Origin of the sequence: Streptomyces griseochromogenes (genome assembly GCF_001542625.1) — a bacterium.
Lineage (GTDB): Bacteria > Actinomycetota > Actinomycetes > Streptomycetales > Streptomycetaceae > Streptomyces > Streptomyces griseochromogenes.
This window is the reverse complement of sequence record NZ_CP016279.1, coordinates 7,636,135-7,651,724: the sequence shown is the minus strand read 5'-3', so window position 1 is coordinate 7,651,724 and position 15,590 is coordinate 7,636,135. Positions and strand designations below refer to the sequence as shown.

Annotated in this window: 5 protein-coding genes; 4 read left to right on the top strand and 1 reads right to left on the bottom strand. The window is 75.2% G+C overall.

Annotated features, from left to right (window positions below; all coding sequences use genetic code 11):
- Window positions 1-54: 54 nt before the first annotated feature.
- A complete protein-coding gene (gene galU, locus AVL59_RS32945; RefSeq protein ID WP_067311979.1) occupies window positions 55-1,017 on the bottom strand; it encodes a UTP--glucose-1-phosphate uridylyltransferase GalU in 963 nt (320 codons plus the stop codon).
- 332 nt (window positions 1,018-1,349) lie between these two features.
- Here galU and AVL59_RS32940 point away from each other — a divergent pair, with 332 nt between their 5' ends.
- The 4 genes from AVL59_RS32940 (at window position 1,350) to AVL59_RS32925 (ending at window position 15,587) form a co-directional block, all read left to right on the top strand.
- Window positions 1,350-3,191 carry an RICIN domain-containing protein gene (locus tag AVL59_RS32940; protein WP_167549309.1) on the top strand — a complete coding sequence of 614 codons (1,842 nt, stop codon included), beginning with the start codon at window positions 1,350-1,352 and terminating at the stop codon, window positions 3,189-3,191.
- A 432-nt stretch (window positions 3,192-3,623) separates the two neighbouring features.
- The gene (locus tag AVL59_RS32935; protein ID WP_067311977.1) at window positions 3,624-10,619 is read left to right on the top strand and encodes a type I polyketide synthase; all 6,996 of its coding nucleotides are present in this window, start codon (window positions 3,624-3,626) and stop codon (window positions 10,617-10,619) included.
- Between the two features lies 1 nt (window position 10,620).
- Complete coding sequence (locus tag AVL59_RS32930; RefSeq protein WP_079147132.1) at window positions 10,621-15,270, top strand: type I polyketide synthase; 4,650 nt, start codon at window positions 10,621-10,623, stop codon at window positions 15,268-15,270.
- Complete coding sequence (locus AVL59_RS32925; RefSeq protein WP_067311974.1) at window positions 15,267-15,587, top strand: acyl carrier protein; 321 nt, start codon at window positions 15,267-15,269, stop codon at window positions 15,585-15,587. Before AVL59_RS32930 ends, AVL59_RS32925 begins: the two co-directional genes overlap by 4 nt.
- The last annotated feature ends 3 nt before the right edge of the window (window positions 15,588-15,590 follow it).

Below are 15,590 nucleotides of genomic sequence, written 5' to 3'. Positions count from 1 at the left end.
GGAACGTGGGAGAGGGGCCCGGCCGGGCCCCTCTCCTTTTCTTGCCGTACCCGTTCAGGCGGCCGGGCGGCGGTCCCGGGTGTCCGCCCCGCGGCCCGCGCCGTCCTCCAGGCGCGCCACGAACTCCCTGAGCCAGCCGGTGAATTCGGGGCCGAGATCCGGACGGGCGCAGGCCATGCGGACCACCGTGCGCAGATAGTCGGCCTTGTCGCCGGTGTCGTAGCGCAGGCCGTCGAAGACGACCCCGTGCACCGTGCCGGCCGCGGCCAGGTCCTGGAGGGCGTCGGTCAGCTGGATCTCGCCGCCGCGCCCGGGCGGGGTGCGCTCCAGGACGCCGAAGACGGCGGGGTCGAGGACGTAGCGGCCGATGACCGCGTAGCGGCTCGGCGCCGCGTGCGCCGACGGCTTCTCCACGAGACCGGTGACGCGTACGACGCCCTTCTCGCCGGTCGGTTCCACCGCCGCGCATCCGTAGAGGTGGATCTGCGCCGGGTCGACCTCCATCAGCGCGACCACGCTGCCCGCGTACCGGTCGCGGACCTCCAGCATGCGGCTGAGCAGGGTCTCGCGCGGATCGATCAGGTCGTCGCCGAGCAGGACGGCGAAGGGCTCGTTCCCTACGTGGCGGCGGGCGCAGAGGACGGCGTGCCCGAGGCCCAGCGGGTCGCCTTGGCGGATGTGGTGGATGTCGGCGAGCCGCGCGGGATCGCGCACGGCGTCCAGGCGCACGGTGTCGCCCTTGGCCGCCAGTGCCTGTTCCAGCTCGAAGGCGTGGTCGAAGTGGTCCTCGATGGCCCGCTTGTGCCGGCCGGTCACCATCAGGACGTCGTCGAGACCGGCCGCGGTGGCCTCCTCGACGACGTACTGGATGGCCGGCTTGTCGACGACCGGGAGCATCTCCTTCGGCGTCGCCTTGGTCGCGGGCAGGAACCGGGTGCCGAGCCCGGCGGCCGGGACGACCGCCTTGCGCACCGGACGGGGGGAGGCGGGGGTCGCTGTGGAGCGGGGGGCGGTCATGCGGTCATGCTGGTGCACGCGGATGGGAGCGCACCCAGAGAAACGTGGGAACCGGCTGTGGGCGGGCCACCGTGCGGCGGTCGCCGGGAAGTTGGAGATCCCGTGTGTGGATACCGCCGGTAACTATTGTGTATTTCCCGGATTCTGAGATCGAGTCAATCGAACTTCTTGTTTCCTGAGAGTCGCGTGTGCGAAGGTGAGCCTCCCCACGGGAGGGCAAAGGCCATGACCGAACACCGAGGCCGGCCCTTTAGGTATGCACCAATCCGGCACCGCTTTCCGACAGGACGCCCTTTCGCATGCCGTCCTTCGGCTGGAAAGGAATTGGTTTCGTGCACTCCCCCCACCCCCCACGCCCACCGTTCCCGCCGCGCCCCGGTCCACTGCCGGGAGAGTCCGACCGCGATCTCGTCGCCCAGCTGGCCGGTCCGGACGCCGGCCGCCATCACGCCGTAGCCCTGTTGCTGGCCCGGCACTGGCGGGCCACGCGCGACTACGCCGTCGTCTGTCTGGCCGCCGCCGAACCATCGGCCCAGCTGGTGGCCACCGCCGCCTTCCAGCGGGCACTCGCCCGAATGTCGGGCGGGGCGGCCGGCGGCGCTCTGCGCCCGCAGCTCCTGGCGGCCGTTCGTGACACCGTCCGCGCCTGGGCCGGCGACGAGGCGGCCTGCGTGGTCATGCCGGAATTGCGCAAGCCCACCGGCGGCCGTGGTCTACGCGCGACAATGCCCGGCACGCCCGAAAGGCGGCAACTCGCCGAACGCGCATTCCAGGCCCTGCCCGGCGCCTCCCAATGCCTTCTGTGGCATACCGAGGTCGAGGCGGAGCCCATAAACATACCCGCTGGTCTGCTGGGCATCGACGTGGCCACCGCGACGGCCGCCCTGGAGCGGGCCCGCGAGCAATTCCGGGCAGGCTGCGTACGCGCCCACCGGGAACTCGCGCCCTCCAGGGAATGCCGCTTCCACAACCGCCTCCTGGACATCCCCATTCGCCGCGGTGGCGCTCTGCTCCCCGATGTGCAGCAGCACCTGACGGCCTGTCGCCACTGCCGCCACGCCGCCGAGCAGCTCGGCCATGTCGAGGGCGGTCTGGACGTCCTGCTCGCCGAGACCGTGCTCGGCTGGGGCGCCCGCCGCTACCTCGGCTCCCGGCCCGGCCGCGGCGCCGTCGACGAGTGGCCGTCCGAATCCCGGGCGGTACACCCGGCGGCGGGCGGCAGGCGCCGCACGGCACCCGAGGGCAGGCGCCGTACCGCGCTGGCGGTGGGCGTCGGCCTCGTCTCGCTCGCGCTGCTCGCCACGGTGCTCGTGGTCAGGAGCTGGTCCGACGACAACGGTGTCCCCGGACCGGGCGCCACCTGGGGCGCCCCGGTCGGCCGGTCCGCCCGCCCTGGCGCCACCGGCGGGCGGCCACCCGCGGCCTCCCCGTCCACCGCCTCGGTCGGCGAGCCCGTCGAGGTCGCCCACGGCCGGCTGCGCAGTGCCGCCTCCGGGCGCTGTCTGGACGTGCGCGGGGGCCGGGCCGAGCCGGGCGCCGCCGTCCTGCTGGCCGGGTGTTCGTCCGCCGGTTCGCAGCAGTGGTCGTACCAGGACGACGGGCTGCTGCGCAGTGCCGCCGACCCCACCCTGTGCCTGGCCGCCGATCCCGGGACGCGCGCGGTCGTGGTGTCCGGCTGTGTCGTGCATGCCGGAGAGGTGGCGTACGACCTCACGGTCCGCGGCGAACTCCTGCTCCGCGGGCCCAGGGGCCTCGCCCTTTCCCCCGGACTCGGGGACTCCTCCGGCCACGTGGTGGTGGCTGCCCGGGACGGGGGCGGCAGGCAGCGGTGGGTCCTGGAACCGGAAACGGTCGCGATGCCGCACGCGTCCGACGCACCGGACGCACGGGACGCACCGGACGCTCCGGGCACATCGGATGCGGGACGGTCCGGTCCCGCGCGGCCTTCCGTCGGGCGGCCCGGCGGGGGCGCCACGGGGGAGAAGCCCGGGCCAGGGACCCGGGTGCCCGGGACGGGACGGCGGTACAAGCCCCGGATCGCCCAGGTCGGCGCCGGTGACGCCCCCGCTCCGGTCGTGCCCGCGGCTCCCCGGGACCTCGTGGGCGCGCTCGCGCCCCCGGTCTCCGGAGCGGTCGCCTCCGCTTCGACCGCCGTGGGTTCTCTGCTCGGCTGAGCGACATCTGAGGGCCACCCGGCGGGTGGCCCTCGCCCGCTGCCGTGGGGTCCTGCCAGGCCCTGGTGGGCGGCGTGCCCGGATCGAGCCACCGGGGCGAAGTCATGCGGAATTTACAGAAGCCGCTTCCCTGCCCCTGCGTGTTGCCGCCTGGTGTGTGAGCGGTGAATCCGCCTGGCGCTTTGCCGGACTTGTGCGGGTGTGCCGAGCGGTAAGAGAAATCCGCGCCTCCGTATCGGCGACAGGGATTGATCGGATTTTCAATTGCTTGCGGGGAATTCGGCGGGCTGGCCGGATCGATGCCACGGCCGACAAAAGGGCCGCATCGTTATTGACCCGTGAGTAACAGCTCGCTAGGTTCCGGTGGCCTCGTACCAGCGCCTCGCCGCACAAACCCCCCACCGTGCTGTCTCGCTGTTTCTTCGGAGCAACATGACCTCCCCTGTGCGCGCCCACGACCTGATCCTGTGTCTCACCCCCTTCGGTGAGCCCGACGCCGGGCTCGCCGCGGCCGCCTGCGGTGCCGGCGCGCTCGGCGTCCTCGACCTGGGCGACGGCGACCGCCGGTCCCGCGAGGAGCTGAACCGGCTCGAACGAGCCTCGCCCGGGCCCTTCGGGGTCCGGGTGGCCGGGCGCTGCACCCTGCGCCCCGCCGACCTGGACCAGGCGCCCGACACCGTGGTCCTCGCCCCCGACGCTCCCTGGGGCGTGGGCGAAGTGGCCGCGTCCTATCGGGTGCTGGCCGAAGTCACCGATCCGGCCGAGGCGCGGGAGGCGGTCCGCGCCGGAGCGCACGGGCTGATCGCCCGCGGTGCCGAGAGCGGTGGCCGGATCGGCGGTCTGAGCACCTTCGTCCTGCTGCAACTGCTCCTCGCCGACACCGAGTCGGGCGTTCCGGTGTGGGCCTGCGGAGGCATCGGCCCGCGCGCGGCGGCGGCCGCCGTGGCCGGCGGCGCGGCCGGTGTGGTCCTGGACAGCCAGCTGGCGCTGCTGGCCGAATCGGCACTGCCCGAGGCGACCCGGGCCGCGCTGCGGTCCCTGGACGGCTCCGAGACCGTAGTCCTGGCCGGACACCGGGTCCTGCGCAGGCGCGGCCCCGGCACCCCGCCCGCGCCCGTCGACGACCCCGCGGCCGTCGCTTCCCTGCTCGGCGCCCGGGACCTGCGCCGCCAACTCCTCCCGGTGGGCCAGGACGGCTTCCTCGCCGCACGGTTCGCCGAGCGGTGGGGGGATGTGCGGCGCACGGTGCGTGAAGTGCGGGCGGCGATCACGGCGGTCGTGGGGCCGGTGGAGCCGGCCGACGGTGAGCCCGTGGAGACAGCCGGCGTTGAGCCCGTGGAGGCGGCTGGTGGCGGGTCCGTGAAGGCGGTCGACGTTGAGCCCGTGGAGGCGGTCGGTGGCGGGTCCGGCCGGGCGCTGCGCCCCGGCTCGGCCATGAGCCGGGCGCTCGGAACCCGGCTCCCGGTCGCTCAGGGACCCATGACGCGGGTCAGCGACCAGGCGGCCTTCGCCGCGGCCGTCGCCGGGGACGGCGCCCTGCCCTTCCTGGCGCTCGCCCTCGCCGACGGCGAACGGACCCGGGCGATGCTGACCGAGGCGCGTGCCGTGCTCGACGGCCGGCCCTGGGGCGTGGGCGTCCTCGGCTTCGCGCCCGAGAACATCAGGAACGCCCAGCTGGAGGCCGTACGGGAACTGCGGCCCACGCACGCGATCATCGCGGGCGGACGCCCCGCCCAGGCCGAGACGCTGGAGCGCGCCGGGATCCGCACCTTCCTGCACGTGCCCTCGCCAGGGCTGCTCGGACAGTTCCTGCGGGCCGGTGCCCGCAGGTTCGTGTTCGAGGGCTCCGAGTGCGGCGGGCACGTCGGACCGCGCGCCTCCTTCCCGCTGTGGGAGGCCCAACTCGCCGTACTGGAGGACTTCCTGGCGGAGGCCGACGCCGGGGCCGCGCGACAGCTGGAGGTGTTCTTCGCCGGGGGCATCCACGACGAGCGGTCCGCCGCGATGGCCGCCGCCCTCGCCGCGCCGCTCACCGCCCGGGGCGCCGCCGTCGGCGTCCTGATGGGCACCGCCTACCTCTTCACCGAGGAGGCCGTGGCGCACGGCGCGATCCTGCCGCTGTTCCAGCGGCAGGTGCTGACCGCCACCACGACCGCCCTGCTGGAGACCGCGCCCGGCCACGCCACCCGCTGCGTCCCGAGCCCCTTCACCGTCGGCTACCACGACCACGAGGCCCGGCTGCGCGCGTCCGGCCTGCCCGACCGTGAGGTGTGGGAGGCGCTGGAGCGGCTGAACGTCGGGCGGCTGCGCATCGCCAGCAAGGGCGTCGAGCGCTCCGCGCGGGGCGAGTTGTCCGGTGTGGAGGAGCAACGCCAGCTCACTGACGGGATGTTCATGGCCGGCGAGGTCGCCGTACTGCGCTCGTCGACCACCACCGTCGCGGCCCTGCACCACTCGGTCACCGACGGCGCCGCCGACTTCCTCACCGCCCGGGCCGCACGGCCCACCCCCCGGCCGGCCGCCGAACCGGAGCCCCCCGCGCCGCTCGACGTCGCCGTCGTCGGCATGGCCTGCATGTTCCCGCAGGCCCCCGACCTCGCCACCTTCTGGGCGAACATCATCGCCGGACACGACGCGGTCACCGAGGTCCCGCCCGACCGCTGGGACCCCGACGTGCACCACACCGCCGGCAGCACGGCCTCCCGATGGGGCGGCTTCCTGCCCCGCATCCCCTTCGACCCGCTGAGCTACGGCATCCCGCCCGCCTCCCTCGGCAGCATCGAGCCGGTCCAGCTGCTGTCCCTGGAGGCGGCCCGGCGTGCCCTGGAGGACGCCGGATACGGTGCCCGGGGGCGCGCGTTCGACCGCTCCCGCACCTCCGTCGTCTTCGGCGCCGAGGCGGGCAGCGACCTGTCCAACGCCGTCACCTTGCGCGCCGTCCTCCCGTCGTACTACGGCAAGGTCCCCGACGGCCTGGAGGACCAGCTGCCCCGGCTGACCGAGGATTCCTTCCCCGGCATGCTCGCCAACGTCATCTCCGGCCGCATAGCCAACCGCCTGGACCTCGGCGGCGCCAACTACACCGTCGACGCGGCCTGCGCCTCCTCCCTCGCCGCCCTCGACGTGGCCTGCAAGGAACTCGTCACCGGCAGCAGCGACATCGTCCTGTGCGGCGGCGCCGACCTGCACAACGGCATCAACGACTTCGTCCTGTTCTCCTCCGTGCACGCCCTCTCGCCGACCGGCCGCTCCCGCGCCTTCGACAGCTCCGCCGACGGCATAGCCCTCGGCGAGGGCGTGGCCTGCGTGGTCCTCAAGCGGCTCGCGGACGCCGAACGCGACGGCGACCGCGTCTACGGAGTGATCAAGGGCGTCGGCTCCGCCAGCGACGGCCGCTCCCTCGGCCTGACCGCACCCCGCCCCGAAGGACAGCGGGCCGCGCTGGAGCGTGCCTACCGCAACGCCGGTGTCTCACCCGCCGAGGTCGGACTCGTCGAGGCGCACGGCACCGGCACGGTGGTCGGCGACCGCACCGAACTCACCGTGCTCAGCGAGGTGTTCACCGAGGCGGGCGCCGGGACCGGCTCCTGCGCGCTCGGCTCGGTCAAGTCGCAGATCGGGCACACCAAGTGCGCCGCCGGACTGGCGGGCCTCATCAAGACCACGCTCGCCCTGTACACCGGCGTCAAGCCGCCCACCCTGCACCTGGAGCGGCCGGGCGACGGCTGGTCGGAGGAGGACAGCCCGTTCGCCTTCCACACCCGCGCCCAGCCCTGGGCGGCAGCGGCCGCCGAACGCCTCGCCGGGGTCAGCGCGTTCGGCTTCGGCGGGACCAACTTCCATGTGGTCGTCGGGGCGTACGGCGACGCGGTGGCGCCGGCGCAGACCCTGGACGCCTGGCCCGCGGAGCTGTTCCTGTTCCGGGGGAAGGACACCGCCGCGGCCCACCGCGACGTCGAGCGGATCCTCGGGGCCGCCGAGACCGACGGCCACCCCTGGCGCCTGCGCGACCTCGCCCTCGCGGCGGCCCGCCGCGCGGACACCTCCCACGAACCGGTGCGGGCGGCGGTCGTGGCCCGTGACGTGGCGGAGCTGACCGGTCAGCTCCGCCGGGTCCTGGCCGGGGAGCACGATCCCGCCGCCGGCATCCACCTGAGCGACCCGGCCGGGCCGACGGGCGACGCCAAGGTCGCCTTCCTCTTCCCCGGCCAGGGCAGCCAGCGGCCCGGCATGCTCGCCGACCTGCTGGTCGCCCTGCCAGGGCTGCGGCACTATCTGGAGCTCGGCCGCGCCCACGCCGACCGGCTCTACCCGCCGGCCGCGTTCGACGAAGCCGCCGTCGAGCGCCGCCGGGCCGCACTCACCGACACCCGGGCCGCTCAGCCCGCGCTCGGCATCACGGGCCTCGCCGCCCACGCCTTCCTCACCTCCGCCGGTGTCCACCCGGACCTCGCGGCCGGACACAGCTACGGGGAACTGGTCGCCCTGGGCGCGGCCGGAGCCCTCGACCCGCAGACCCTCCTGGAGCTGAGCACCGAGCGCGCGAGCGCCATCCTGGCGGCCGCGGGCGACGCCCCCGGCACCATGGCAGCCGTCGGAGCCCCGGCCGAGGACGTCGAGCGGGCCCTGCGCGCCGCCCGGACACCCGCAACGGTCGTCGTGGCCAATCGCAACTCGCCCGAACAGTCGGTGATCTCGGGCCCCACGGCGGACGTCGAGGCCGCCGTACGGCTGTTGCGCGAGGCCGGTCTCGCGGCGCGGAGCATCCCCGTCGCCTGCGCCTTCCACAGCCCGGTGGTGGCCGCCGCGGGGGACCGGTTCGCCAAGGTCCTCGCGGACAAGGCGGTACGAGCTCCCGAGTTCCCCGTCTGGGCCAACCGCACGGCCGCGCCGTACCCCCTGGACGCCGAGGCCGTCCGCGCGGAACTCGCCGCCCAGATCGGCGCGCCGGTCGCCTTCGCCGACCAGATCGAGGCGATGTACGAGGCGGGAGCGCGGATCTTCGTCGAGGCCGGGCCCGGCCGGGTCCTGACCCGGCTCGTCGGCCAGATCCTCGGCGACCGCCCGCACCGCACCGTCGCCTGCGAGCCCCGCGCCGACAGTGGTCTGGCCGGCTGGCTCGACGCACTCGCCCGGCTGGCCGTCGCCGGGCTCGCGGTGCGCACCGCCTGGCTCTTCCGGGGCCGCGACGCCGTCGACGCGATCCGGACACCGGTGCCGCGGCGACCCGGCTGGACGGTCGACGGGCACCTCGTCCGCACCGCCGACGGAGCACTTCTGCCCGGTGCCCTCGCACCGGCCCGACGAGTCGTGGAGGCGACAGTGACGACGAACCCGCCGTACGGCGAACCGGTCGGCCGGGACGCGCTGATCTCCGAATACCTGCGCACCAGCCGGGAGATGATCGCCGCCCAGCGCGATGTGCTGCTCACCTACTTCGGCGCGGCACCCGGAGCGACCCCGCCGGCACCCGCCGCTCCCGCCGCCCTCCCGCAGGTCGCGCTCCCCGAACCGGGCCGGCCCGCCGTCGCCGCGGCGATCCCGCCCGAGCCCGGCCCGCTCGACCGGCCGGAGCCGTCGTCGCCCGAGCCGGCCGCATCCGGCCAGGACGTCGCACGCGCCGTCCTGGAGATCATCAGCGAGCGCACCGGCTACCCCGTCGACATGATCGAGCCCGACCTCGACCTGGAAGCCGACCTGAGCATCGACTCGATCAAACGGGCCGAGATAGCGGGCGAACTCGCCAGACGCCTGGGGATCGCCGGCGGGGCGGAGCTCCTGGACGACGCGGAACTGGAGGAACTCACCAAGGCACGTACGGCCGCAGCCGTGACGGACTGGCTGACGGCACGGACCGGCGGCGACGGAACGGCGCGGGGCGACGGCCGGGAGGCCGAGGAACGACCGGCGACACCGGCTGTGCCCGCGGCGCCGGCCTCCCCGGCCGTCGGCGAGGCCCCCGAGCGCTGTGAGCTGCGCCCGGTGCCCCTCCCGCACGCACAGACCGCGGCGGACCCCGCATCCGTCCTGTCCGGTCTGCGCTTCGTCCTCCTCGGTGACGGCTCGGGCACCGCGGCCGAGGTCGCCGCCCGGCTCACCGCCCACGGCGCCGAGGCGGTGACCGCCGGCCACGACCACCTGCTCGGCGAGGCCGACGGCACGGTCGACGGCGTCCTCCACCTGGGCGCGCTCGACGGCTCCGAGCCGCCGGTGCTGCCCGAGGTCTTCCCGGTGCTGCGGGCGGCCCTGGCGTGCGCCCCGCGCAGTCTGCTGGCCGTCCGTCCGGCCGACGGCGGCGAGGCGCCGCGGTCGGCCGGCCTCCACGGCTTCTTCCGCAGCGTCGCCCGGGAGTACCCCGACACCCTCGCCCGGATCGTCACCGTCCCCGTCACCGCTCCGGCGGCCGTCGCCGACGTCGTGCTCGCCGAACTGCTCACCCCGGAGCCGGCCCCCGTTGTGCTGCGCACGGCCGCCGGCGTACGGCACGGGTTCGAGCTGGTGCCCGCGCCCCTCGGGCCGCTCGGCAGCACCGGAGCGGGCCCCGCCGGGGACGGCGCCGCCGAGGCCGCCGCGCTGGGCCTCGACCGGGACTCCGTGGTGCTGCTGGTCGGCGGCGCCCGGGGCATCACCGCGAGGTTCGCGACCGCGCTGGCCTCCGCGAGCCGCTGCCGTATCGAACTGCTCGGCCGCACCCCCGCCCCCACCGCGCCCGAACCCGCGCACACCGCCGCCGCCCGCACCGCCGTCGAACTGCGCGCCGCCCTCGCCGCCGACGGCACGCTGAAACCGGCGGAACTCAACCGGGCGGCCGAGCTGATCCTCGCCCAGCGGGAGATCACCGGTACCCTCGCCGAACTCACCGCCCTCGGCAGCGAGGCCCGCTACCGTTCGGTGGACTTCCGCGAGCGGGACGCCGCACTGCAGGCGGTCAAGGAGATCCACGCCGAACAGGGCAGGCTCGACGGAGTCGTCTTCGCCGCCGGGGTGATCGAGGACCGGCTGATCGCCGAGAAGAGCACCGAGTCCTTCCGGCGCGTGTACGGGACGAAGACCGCCGGGGCCGCCGCCCTGCTCGCCGCTCTGGAGGACCTCCCGCGCGGACCGGCGTTCACCGTGCTGTTCGGCAGCATCGCCGCCGTCCTCGGCAACCGCGGCCAGGCCGACTACGCCGCCGCGAACGACGCCCTGGAGCTCCTCGGTGCCGACTGGGCCGACCGCACGGGCCATCGCGCGCTCACCGTCCACTGGGGTCCCTGGGCGCCGACCGGCAGCCACAACGGCATGGTCGGTGAGGAACTCGGCCGGGAGTACGCCCGGCGCGGGGTGAAGCTGATCGACCCGGACGAGGGCACCGCGGCCCTGCTCCGGGAGCTGGCCTGGGGCGACCCCTCGGCCCGCGCGGTCGTCTACACCGCCTCGGGCTGGTGAGATGACGCAACGTCAGACAGCCGTCGCCGTCGTCGGGATGGCGGTGCTGCTGCCCGGTGCCGCCGGTCTCGACGCCTACTGGCGCAATCTGCGCGACGGCGTGGACGCGATCGGGGACGTCCCCGAGGGCCGCTGGGACGCCGGCTACTACCGCCCGGACCCGGCGGCCGGGCCCGCCCGGGCCGACCGGATCTACTGCCGGCGGGGCGGATTCGTGGACGGCCTGGCCGAGGTGGAGGTGACCCGGTACGGCATCATGCCCGCCTCCGTGCCCGGCACCGAGCCCGACCAGCTGATCGCCCTCGACGTGGCCGCCACCGCCCTCGCCGACGCGGGCGGCGAGGGCCGGCTGCCCGAGCGGCACCGGATCGGCGTGGCCCTGGGCCGCGGCGGCTATCTCACCCCCGGCCTGGTCCGGCTCGACCAGCGGGTGCGGACGGCCGGGCAACTCGTTCGCACCCTCGGCGAGTTGCTGCCCGAGCTGTCGTCCGCGCAACTGGAGCGGGTGCGGGCGGCGTTCACCGAGCGGCTCGGCCCGGACAGCCCGGAGTCCGCGATCGGGCTCGTCCCCAACCTCGCCGCCTCCCGCATAGCCAACCGGCTCGATCTGCGCGGCCCCGCCTACACCGTGGACGCGGCCTGCGCCTCCTCGCTGGTCGCCGTCGACCAGGCGGTCACCGAACTCACCACCGGACGCTGCGACATGATGCTGGCCGGGGGAGTGCACCACTGCCACGACATCACCCTGTGGAGCGTCTTCTCCCAGCTGCGCGCCCTGTCCCCGACCCAGCGCAGCCGCCCCTTCCACCGCGATGCCGACGGCCTCCTCATCGGGGAGGGCACCGGCGTCGTCGTCCTCAAACGGCTCGCGGACGCCGAACGCGACTCGGACCGCGTGTACGCGGTGATCCGCGGGACCGGCGTGGCCAGCGACGGCCGTACCGCCGGTCTGGTCACCCCCGACCCCGGCGGCCAGACCCGAGCCGTGCGCCAGGCCTGGCAGGCGGCGGGCCTCGACCCGGCCGCGCCGCACTCGATCGGCCTGCTGGAGGCGCACGGCACCGCCACCCCGGCCGGGGACGAGGCCGAACTCGCCACGCTGACCGAGGTGTTCGGGCCGGGCACGGCCTACGGAGACGAGCGGCCCGTCCTCGGTTCGGTGAAGTCGATGATCGGGCACACCATGCCGGCCGCCGGGGTCGCCGGCCTGGTCAAGGCCGTCCTCGCCCTGCACCACGGCACCCTGCTGCCCACCCTGCACTGCGACGATCCCCACCCCGCCCTCGCGGCCACCCGCTTCCGCACTCTGGATCAGGCCCGCCCCTGGGAGACCGGGCCGCGGCAGCCGGTCCGGCGGGCCGCCGTGAACGCCTTCGGGTTCGGCGGGATCAACGCCCATGTGGTGCTGGAGGAGGCGCCGGGCCCGCGACCGAGGTCCGGACGGGCCCGGACCGTGGTGGCCGAGCCCGAACGCGTCCTGCTGCTCGCGACCGACGGCATCGACCGGCTCTCCGCCCTCCTCGACACCGGCGACTCGGCCGTGCTCGCCGCCGGCCTCGACCCCGCCCGGCCGCACCCCGACGCAGGCCCCGTACGCCTCGGCATCGTCGACCCCACCGCCAAGCGGCTCGCGCTGGCCCGGCGGGTGACCGGCAAGGGCCGGGCCTGGCAGGGCCGCAGCGACCTCTGGTTCCGGCCCACCCCTCTGCTCGGGCCCGCGGGCGGCGGGCTGGCCTTCGTCTTCCCCGGCCTGGAGAGCGACTTCGCGCCCCGCGCCGACGACATCGCCGCGTACTTCGGCCTGACCCCGCTCACCGGCACCGGCGCGGACGTCCAGGTCGGCGACATCGGACGGCACGGCTTCTCCGTCGTCGGCGTGGGCCGGCTGCTGGACGCCGCGCTGCGCCGCATGGGGGTCGTACCCGACGCGGTCGCCGGGCACAGCGTCGGCGAGTGGACGGCCATGGTGGCGGCCGGCCTGTACTCGGGCGCCGAAGTGGACGCGTTCATGGCCGAGTTCGACCCGGACGCGCTGACCGTGCCGGGCCTCGCCTTCGCCGCGGTGGGCGCCTCGGCCGACCGCGTCCGCGGCGCTCTCGCCGAGGCGTGGAAGGGCTCCGGGATCGTGCTGTCCCACGACAACGCGCCCCGCCAGTCGATGGTGTGCGGGCCCGACGCGGCGGTCCGGGACTTCGTCCGGACCTTCCGCGCCGAGGGCGTGCTGTGCCAGGTGCTGCCCTTCCGGTCCGGCTTCCACACGCCGATGCTGGAGCCGTACCTGGCGCCCATCAAGGAGGCCGCGGAGCGTTTCCGGCTCCACCCGCCGACCGTCCCGGTGTGGTCCGGGACGACCGCCGCGCCCTTCCCGGGCCAGGAGGCGGCGGTACGCGAACTGTTCGTACGGCACCTGCTGGAGCCCGTGCGCTTCCGCGAGCTGATCGAGGCCCTGTACTCGGCGGGCCACCGCGCCTTCGTCCAGACCGGTGCCGGCCAGCTGGCCTCCCTCATCACCGACACCCTCGCCGAACGCGACCACCTCACCGTCGCCGCCAACTCGCCCCACCGCTCCGGGATGTCCCAACTCCGGCGTGTGGCAACGGCGTTGTGGACGGCCGGGGCGCGGGTGGCGCCGGCGCCGGCACCCGCCCGGCCGGTCGATGCGGCGGGCCGGGCCGAGACGCTCGCTCCGGCAGCCGGGGCCGGGGCACCGGCCCGCCCCGCCGTCCGCCTCGACCTGGACGGCGCCCTGGTCTCCCTGGCCGGGCCGGCCCTGGACGCACTGCGGTCGGAGCTCCGCCCGAGCCGGCCGGCGGCGCACCCCTCGCCACCGTCCCGCCCCGGCGCGTCCCCCCTGGACGACCTCGTCACCCGGTTCCCGGCCGCCGCCGAGCTGACCGCCCTGCTGCGGGACACCGCGGACACCGCGGCCGAGCTGATCGCGGCGAGCGACCGCCGAACCGCCGCATCGGCGGCCGTACGCCAGGCACCCGCGCCCACCCCCGTCGCCCCGCCCCCCGCGACGGCCACTCGACCCCCCGCCACCACCACGACAACCGTGCGGGTGTCGCCCGACACCATGCCCCACCTCCTGGACCACTGCTTCTTCCCGCAGCGCCCCGGCTGGCCCGACGTGGAGGACCGGTGGCCGGTCGTCCCCGCCACCACACTGGTGCGGCACATGATGGACGCGGCGGAGGAGGCGGCCCCCGGGCTGCGGGCGGTCGCCGTGCACGGAGCCCGGTTCGACCGGTGGCTCACCGCCACACCCCCGCTCGACGTGCCGGTCACCGTCACCCCCGAGCCCGGCCGCCCGGACCGCGTCGCCGTCACCTTCGGTCCCACGGCCCGCGCCGTGGTCGAACTCGCCCCGCACCACCCCGCACCGCCCCCGCCGATCCCCCTGCCCGACACCCCCGAACGCGCCCCCGAGCACACCGCCGCCCAGATCTACCGCGAGCGGTGGATGTTCCACGGCCCGGCGTTCCAGGGCCTCACCGAGCTGACCGCGATCGGCGACCGGCACATCCGCGGAGTGATCACCGCGCCCGGGGCGCCCGGAGCCCTGCTCGACAACGTGGGCCAGCTCCTCGGCTACTGGATCATGGCGACCCGCACCGAGCGGACCGTCGTCTTCCCGGTGCAGATGCGGCACATGCGGTTCCACGGGCCCCACCCGGTGCCCGGGACGAGGGTCGGCTGTCTGCTGCGGATCACCTCGCTCACCGACACGGTCCTGGAGGCGGACGCGGAGCTGTCCGTCGACGGCCGGGTGTGGGCCGTGCTCGGCGGCTGGCAGGACCGCCGCTTCGACAACGACCCGCGGACCAGGCCCGTCGAACGCTTCCCCGAGCGCCACACCCTCTCCGAGGCGCGGCCCGGCGGCTGGGCGCTGGTGCACGAGCGGTGGCCGGACCTCGCCTCGCGCGAGCTGATCATGCGCAACGCGCTCGGCGGCGCGGAGCGCACCCAGTACACCGAACGCCCGCCGCGGGGCCGCCGGCAGTGGCTGCTCGGCCGGATCGCGGTCAAGGACGCGGTACGGCAGTGGCTCTGGCAGCACGGAGAGGGTCCCGTCTTCCCGGCGGAGATCCGGGTGCACAACGACGAACTCGGCCGCCCGTACGTCACCGGCGTGCACGGCCGCACCCTGCCCCCGCTGGACGTGTCCCTCGCCCACCGGGCCGAGGCGGGCGTGGCGATCGTACGGCCGCACCGCCCCGGTCCCGGGCCCGGCATCGACATCGAGGAGGTCACCGCACGCGACCCCGCGACCCTCACCACCGCGCTCGGCACGGACGAACTGCGCCTTCTGCGCACGCTTCGCGCCGACGGCCCGGACGACGAGGCCCTGTGGTTCACCCGCTTCTGGGCGGCCAAGGAAGCCGTCGCCAAGGCCGAGGGCGTCGGATTCGGCGGCCGCCCCAGGGACTTCGCCGTGCGGGAGGCCGCTCCGGACGGGGGCCGGCTGGTGGTCTCCGGGCGGCTGGAACGCGCGTACACCGTGCGCTGCGCACCCGCGAGCAACCCGCCCACCCTGCGGCAACGCGCCTACGTGGTGGCCTGGACGACGGGATACGAGCCCGGCGAGGGACCGGACGACGGACAGGGCCACGGACAAGACGACCGAGCAGCCGAGGAGTACACCCGATGAACCCCACCCCGCCGGTCCCGGCGCAGCCCACCACGGACACGGTGCTCGCCGAGATCACCGGCATGCTCCGCACGCTCCTCGCGGAGTACGGCGAGGACGACGTGGTGATCGGCATGTCCACCACCTTCAACCGCGATCTGGAACTGGAGAGCATCGACCTCGTCACCCTCGCGGGTCTGCTGGAGGAGCGGTACGGACGGCGGGTCAACCTCGCCGAGTTCCTGGCCGGCATGGAGTTCGACGAGATCATCGAGCTGACCGTGGGCCGGCTCGTCGAGTACGTGGTGTGGAGCCTGAAGGCCACGGAGGCGGGCTGAGCC

Bases quoted from the DNA above. Each gene is read 5' to 3' on its own strand.
- galU (WP_067311979.1), bottom strand. From the start codon at position 1,017: ATGACCGCCCCCCGCTCCACAGCGACCCCCGCCTCCCCCCGTCCGGTG.
- AVL59_RS32935 (WP_067311977.1), top strand. From the start codon at position 3,624: ATGACCTCCCCTGTGCGCGCCCACGACCTGATCCTGTGTCTCACCCCC.
- AVL59_RS32930 (WP_079147132.1), top strand. From the start codon at position 10,621: ATGACGCAACGTCAGACAGCCGTCGCCGTCGTCGGGATGGCGGTGCTG.
- AVL59_RS32925 (WP_067311974.1), top strand. From the start codon at position 15,267: ATGAACCCCACCCCGCCGGTCCCGGCGCAGCCCACCACGGACACGGTG.